Origin of the sequence: Enterococcus sp. S183_ASV_20 (genome assembly GCF_018919685.1) — a bacterium.
Taxonomy (GTDB): domain Bacteria; phylum Bacillota; class Bacilli; order Lactobacillales; family Enterococcaceae; genus Enterococcus; species Enterococcus faecalis.
Window position 1 is genome coordinate 1 of the sequence record NZ_JAHLRI010000095.1, and the last position, 6179, is coordinate 6179.

The following is a 6179-nucleotide window of genomic DNA, read 5'->3' on the forward strand; positions in this document are numbered from 1 at the left end:
GATCGGCGAGATAATCAAGAAAGCAAAGGAACATGCAATCAAGATTGACATCAAAATTGGTTGCAAAGTAGTAAAGGTATTAATTAAGTCACCGATAGCGGCAGTAATCTTGGTTACGTAAGGATATAAATAATAGCCGATTAGACCAGCGCCGATACCAACAACGATTGGTGTTGCAACAATTGCCACGGACCCAAATTTTTCGCCGATCAACAAGATCATGCCGACAGCGATTGATGCAGTAATCATGGTATTGATGATGTCTCCGGTACCAGCACCGATATAAGTAGCTGTGTCAGGATTGAATTTCACAACACCGGAGCCAACGAAAGCTGCACCGGCAACTACTAACATTTGCATTGGTTTGAAGCCAAACTGCACCGCAATCAAAGCGCCAATCAATAGTGGAGTAGCTAGTTGGAAAATAACTGCCATTTGTGTGATCGTTACTGCTAAGGTATTTTCACCAAATAATTTCAAAATTGCTGCCAATACCGCGTTAGGAATCAACCCTACGATGATCCCCGTTGCGGTACCCGCTAATACTTTATTTAAAAATATTTTTGGTGTTAATTTTTCTTCCATTTTCTCGTCCTCTTTCTAATGATTACTATTTCGCTCCTAGAATTTCTTCTTTACTATGAACCAGTTGCGTTAAGAAATCACAGTAAGGAGTTACTACGCCATATTTTTTACCTTTACGAGAAATGGCTCCGTTGATGTAGTCAATCTCGGTCAAACGGTTATTTTTTATCAAGTCTTGGTGCATCGATGGGAAATGCATACCAATCGTAGTCGGGTCAAAACAAGTTTCTACATGTTCGATTACTTCGGGAATGTCTAAGTTGACGTTTTCTTTGGCAGCAACAGCTGCAAATTCGTTAACAATAGTCACTACCATGTCATGAGCAGGTTTGGTTGCACCAAGCCCCGCCATATTGACGTCTAAAATCGTGCATAAGCCATTCATCGTACCATTGACACAAGCTTTACGATAAATTGAATAATGAATGTTGTCGGAATATTTGGCATTTAAACCAGACGCGGACAAAGTTTCCGCCAATTTTTTCGCTGATTCTTCTTGGCCAATACCTAGATTTTGCAATTCAACAGACCCGCTGCCAAATAATTTAGCCTTGCCGGGACCTTCTAGACCAGCAGTCCACATGGTGTTGCCGATAAAGATTTTTTCCATCGGTACGAATTTTTCGATTACGTCTTCATGACCGATACCGTTTAAAAGACACAAAACTTCTGTGTGATCAGCAATTAATGGTTTAACATCCTGCAGCATTTTTTCCAACTGCATTGCCTTCGTGAATAAGATAATCAAATCAAATTGCTCACCAGTGGGCACCTCATTCTGATTAACAATTGGGACTTTAACAGTAATTTCTTCGCCATTATAATTAGCCTTCAATCCGTTTTCTTTGATGGCATTGATATGCTCCTGCCAGCCGTCGATTAGCAAAACATCGTTACCACCTTGTTTCAACATCAGTCCGAACCGGGAACCCATCGCGCCGGCCCCTGCAATTGCAATTTTCATAAATAAAAGCCTCCAAACTTAATTTATAATAAGTGAACATTTTCACATTTCTCATTATAGAGTTTTCATTCGGAAACTTCAAGTAGTAAAGTGTCAAAACAATGATGAAATCATTTAGTTCTTATAAATTAGACATGAGAAAATAAATATTCCATATCTACTTTATTGGATCCATAACATGACTAAATTCTGAATACTTTTTAAAGCTTATCATTTGGTAAAACAGAATATAAGTTAATTATATAGACTGAAAATTTTGAATTTTCAGAATAGAATAACTTAAAAGTACTGACAAAATTTTTTAAAGGGGCAATATAATGTTCTGAGATAATCAAATCTTACCGAAAATATCAAAAGTCCAATGTGACGCAATCTGATTCTGTCACATTCGTTAAAATCGCTCTATCCTTAGAGGCTCTAAGAGGAAATCACTTTTCTTTTAGGACCTTTTTTCTATAGCTTGTTTAAATGTGACTTATTATCTGTTATAATCATATTAAGTAACATTTGAGAGGGGACTAAAAATGAAGAGCGTGGAACCGATTCGCGATAAAAAAAAGATCGATGCCATGAAGGCAATTTTGGCTTCCGGAAAATATGGGCAACGAAATTTGGTGCTTTTTTCGATCGGGATCAATACAGCGTATCGAATCTCCGATTTAAGACAGTTGAAATTAAGTGACGTGGTAGAAATTTCTCGTGGCCGAGTGATTGTCAAAGAACGTCTGGCCATGAAGGAACAAAAAACAGCTAAACACAATTCGGTTTTCATTTCGAACAAATTACGAAAAGTGATTCTTGATTATGTTCAATCAGAATTTCTTGAGCAGCTGCAAGTACAAGACTTCAGCAATTATTTGTTTCCAAGTCGAAAAGGAGCAGATACGCCTTTGACCCGACAAAGTCTTTGGCGGATCATTCATGAAGCAGGAACGGCGGTTGGGTTGAAAGAAATTGGCCCCCATTCGATGCGCAAGACCTTCGGCTATTTTTTGTACAAGCAAGGGACCAAAACAGAGATCATTCAGTCGCTGCTCAATCATTCTTCGCAACGAGAGACCTTACGTTATATTGGGATCACCCAGGAAGACAAAGATACCGCTGTGAAGAGTTTGGATCTATGACAGAATAAAGCCTTATATAATAGAAGGAAAAATTCAAGAGGTGAGAAAATGAACGAAGAAAAGCATCCTACATTTCCTGATAAATACCACTTATCTCGCAAAGAGTCTGTGTATTTATTGAAGAAAAACATTGTGGAACTGGTGTACAATGCGGGGGAATTTGAAGGATTGAATACAACGCTATTACAAACAGAAGAGATTATTAAGTATAACCGGGCCGATAACGTGGCTGTAGATGCTGTCCTGACCGTTGTTATCTTAAAAAGAGGCTTTGAATTGCTTTTAAACGACGTACAGGAGCCCCTGTTAGAGACAAGTAAGCGGATTAATCGGATCGTTGCAGCGTAAGATGCACTTTTTCCCGGTGAGATAAGATCTGGTGGGGTAGAAGTATCGAGTATTCAAGGAAGATATGTGCCACCAATGTTAACTGAAGATGAAGTACAGAATCAATATGATGAGATAATGAATCGAGATATATCAGAGACGGAAAAAGCTTTGCGCCTATTTCTATTCATTTCGAAAAATCAAATATTTTGGGACGGTAATAAGATAACTGCATTGTTAACAACAAATAAAATTATGTTTGATTGGGATTTAGGCTTGTTGTCCATTCCTGAAACTGTATTTGAAAAATTTAATGTGTTGCTTTCCATTTATTACAATAGTAATGAAGATATAGATGTGGAAAAGATATTGGATTTTATGTATTCCAATTGTATTTTTGGTATTAACTATTTGCGAAAAAATAAATTATAATTTAAGAGGTATTTGTAAATGATAATTTCAGAAGAAGCAAAATAGCGGTTCTGTTGCAAAGTTTTCCAAAAAATCTATTTTAGTGTAAAATTGAGAAAAAAGACAGAGAGGACAGAGTAATGAATCATTTTAAAGGCAAACAATTCAAAAAAGACGTCATTATTGTCGCTGTTGGTTACTACCTGCGTTACAATCTAAGCTATCGTGAAGTTCAGGAATTGTTATAAGATCGTGGAATAAATGTTTGTCATACGACGATTTATCGTTGGGTGCAAGAGTACAGCAAAGTCCTCTATTATCTGTGGAAGAAGAAAAATAGACAATCCTTCTATTCATGGAAAATGGACGAAACCTATATCAAAATTAAGGGACGTTGGCATTATCTTTATCGTGCAATTGATGCGGACGGCTTAACCTTAGATATCTGGTTACGAAAGAAATGGGATACGCAAGCAGCCTATGCTTTCTTAAAACGACTCCATAAACAGTTTGGTGAGCCGAAAGCAATTGTGACCGATAAAGCACCTTCTCTTGGCTCCGCCTTGAGAAAGTTACAGAGTGTGGGTTTATATACTAAGACAGAGCACCGAACTGTGAAGTATCTTAACAATTTAATAGAACAAGACCATCGACCTATTAAACGACGGAATAAATTTTATCAAAGTCTCCGTACAGCCTCTTCCACGATTAAGGGCATGGAGACCCCTTCGAGGAATATATAAAAAGAACCGAATTTTTGAGAAATGTCTGGGATAAGGAAGTGCCTGTGCTATACACGAGTGAAAACGAGGCGGAAGCAATCAAGTTATTTGCCAATACTTACTTAGCCCTTCGTGTTGCTTATTTTAATGAATTGGATACTTTTGCGCAGATAAATGGACTTGAATCCAGACAAATCATTGAAGGAATGGGATTAGATGCGCGCATCGGTTCTCACTATAACAACCCAAGTTTTGGTTATGGTGGCTATTGTTTGCCCAAGGATACCAAGCAGTTAAAACAAAATTATCGTCAAGTCCCTGAGAGATTAATTTCAGCGATTGTTGCATCAAATGATGTTCGAAAAGATTTTGTTGCTGATAAAATTATGGCGAAAAATCCTAAAACAGTCGGTATTTATCGTTTAACGATGAAGCATGGTAGCGATAACTTTAGATATAGTGCGATTCAAGATGTTATGACGAGACTACAATCTAAGGGTGTTGAAATTGTTATTTACGAACCAACTTTGAGTGTGCCAAATTTTAAGGGAATTCAACTTGTGCATAGTTTAGAAGACTTTAAACAAGCGGCTGAGATTATAGTTGCCAATCGATGGGATGAAAGTCTGCGCGACGTTGCACATAAAGTGTACACTCACGATGTATTTGTGAGAGATTAAAATATAAAATCTATCAACTGGATTAATGGAGAGAAAATGTTAAACTTTTTAAGTATATTTTTATTGGTTTATGGTGTGCTTGCTATTTCGCACATTGTATTTCAAATTATTTTATGTCATAGTGACCATAGAAGACAGAACAAGAAATCATTTAAGGATTTTCATAGTAACTATCAGGCTAGTGTTTCGGTCATAGTGCCTGCCTATAACGAAGTACCACAAATTTTGAAGAATTGTATTGATTCTATTGTGGCACAAAAGATACCTGACATAGAGATTATTGTTGTGGATGACGGTTCAAAAAATCGTGAAGAATTGATTGAAAAAGTCTATGACACTTATCAATCGAATCAAAATGTTAAAATTTTATTGCCTGAGGAAAACAAAGGCAAGCGTCACTGTCAAAAACTTGGATTTGATATTGCTAAGGGTGATATTATTGTCACAGTGGATTCAGATACCTTACTACATGATGAGGATGCTGTTGAAAAATTAATTCAGCGTTTTGCGAATAAGAAAGTTGGGGCTGTCACTGGTGATGTTCGAGTCGAAAACAAAAATAAAAACATCTTAACACGTCTGATTACGTATCGCTATTGGTCTGCTTTTCACCAAGAGCGAGCGGCTCAAAGCCGCTTTCACGTTGTCATGTGTTGTTCTGGACCATTTTCAGCCTATCGTAAAGAAATAATTGAGGAAATCAAAGAGAAGTACATTACACAATATTTCTTAGGCGAAAATTGTACCTATGGGGATGACCGTCATTTGACGAATTTAGTTCTTGAGGCAGGCTATGAAGTTGCTTTCCAAAGTGATAGTCAAGTTTATACTTTTGTTCCTGAAACAATTGGTGGGTATATCAAACAGCAAGTGAGATGGAATAAAAGTTTCTATCGTGAGATGCTCTGGACGATTAAGTTTGCACATAAGCATCATTTTTATATGATGTATGATTTGGTCATGCAATTTATCTTACCGTTTATGTTGGTTGTGTCTTTAATCGCTATGATTGAACAAACAATTTTGTATCAGAATTTCGGACATTTATATCAGTATTTGATTGTTTTGGTTCTGATTGCTATTTTCCGTTCACTGTATGGTATTTATAGAACTAAAGATATTGGATTTTTACTCTTTGTTATCTATGGCTTTATGCACGTGCTACTTTTATTACCTGTTAGATTCTATGCACTATTAACATTAAAATCGACAAAATGGGGAACGCGATAAATCTTATCCATAACACTATTTTAAAAAAACAGCTTTCTTACGCAAGCTGTTTTTTTTATAACGCGAATTGTAAAATTAAGTTAGAAAAATAAAAAGGCATTTATGGTACACTCAAATTGTATTTCCGACGAAAGAA

Annotated in this window: 4 protein-coding genes and 3 pseudogenes; 5 read left to right on the forward strand and 2 right to left on the reverse strand. The window is 36.6% G+C overall.

Annotated features, from left to right (window positions below; all coding sequences use genetic code 11):
• Window positions 1-585 (reverse strand): PTS sugar transporter subunit IIC (locus tag KQI94_RS15160; protein WP_216454569.1); only part of this gene is annotated, 585 nt, incomplete at its 3' end.
• 25 nt (window positions 586-610) lie between these two features.
• Entirely contained in the window at window positions 611-1549 is a 939-nt protein-coding gene (locus KQI94_RS15165) for a 2-dehydropantoate 2-reductase (RefSeq protein ID WP_002335374.1), read from the reverse strand.
• A gap of 524 nt (window positions 1550-2073) precedes the next feature.
• Between KQI94_RS15165 and KQI94_RS15170 the strand changes: the two genes are divergently transcribed.
• The 5 genes and pseudogenes from KQI94_RS15170 (at window position 2074) to KQI94_RS15190 (ending at window position 6043) form a co-directional block, all read left to right on the forward strand.
• A complete protein-coding gene (locus tag KQI94_RS15170; protein WP_002355370.1) occupies window positions 2074-2673 on the forward strand; it encodes a tyrosine-type recombinase/integrase in 600 nt (199 codons plus the stop codon).
• A 48-nt stretch (window positions 2674-2721) separates the two neighbouring features.
• Window positions 2722-3432: pseudogene (locus KQI94_RS15175) on the forward strand (Fic family protein).
• 119 nt (window positions 3433-3551) lie between these two features.
• Window positions 3552-4188, forward strand: a pseudogene (locus KQI94_RS15180) (IS6 family transposase).
• Window positions 4166-4813, forward strand: a pseudogene (locus KQI94_RS15185) (UDP binding domain-containing protein); the annotation flags it as partial. The pseudogenes KQI94_RS15180 and KQI94_RS15185, both read left to right, overlap by 23 nt.
• A gap of 36 nt (window positions 4814-4849) precedes the next feature.
• Window positions 4850-6043: a glycosyltransferase gene (locus tag KQI94_RS15190; RefSeq protein WP_002355375.1), complete on the forward strand. Its 1194-nt coding sequence runs from the start codon at window positions 4850-4852 to the stop codon at window positions 6041-6043.
• Window positions 6044-6179: the final 136 nt, after the last annotated feature.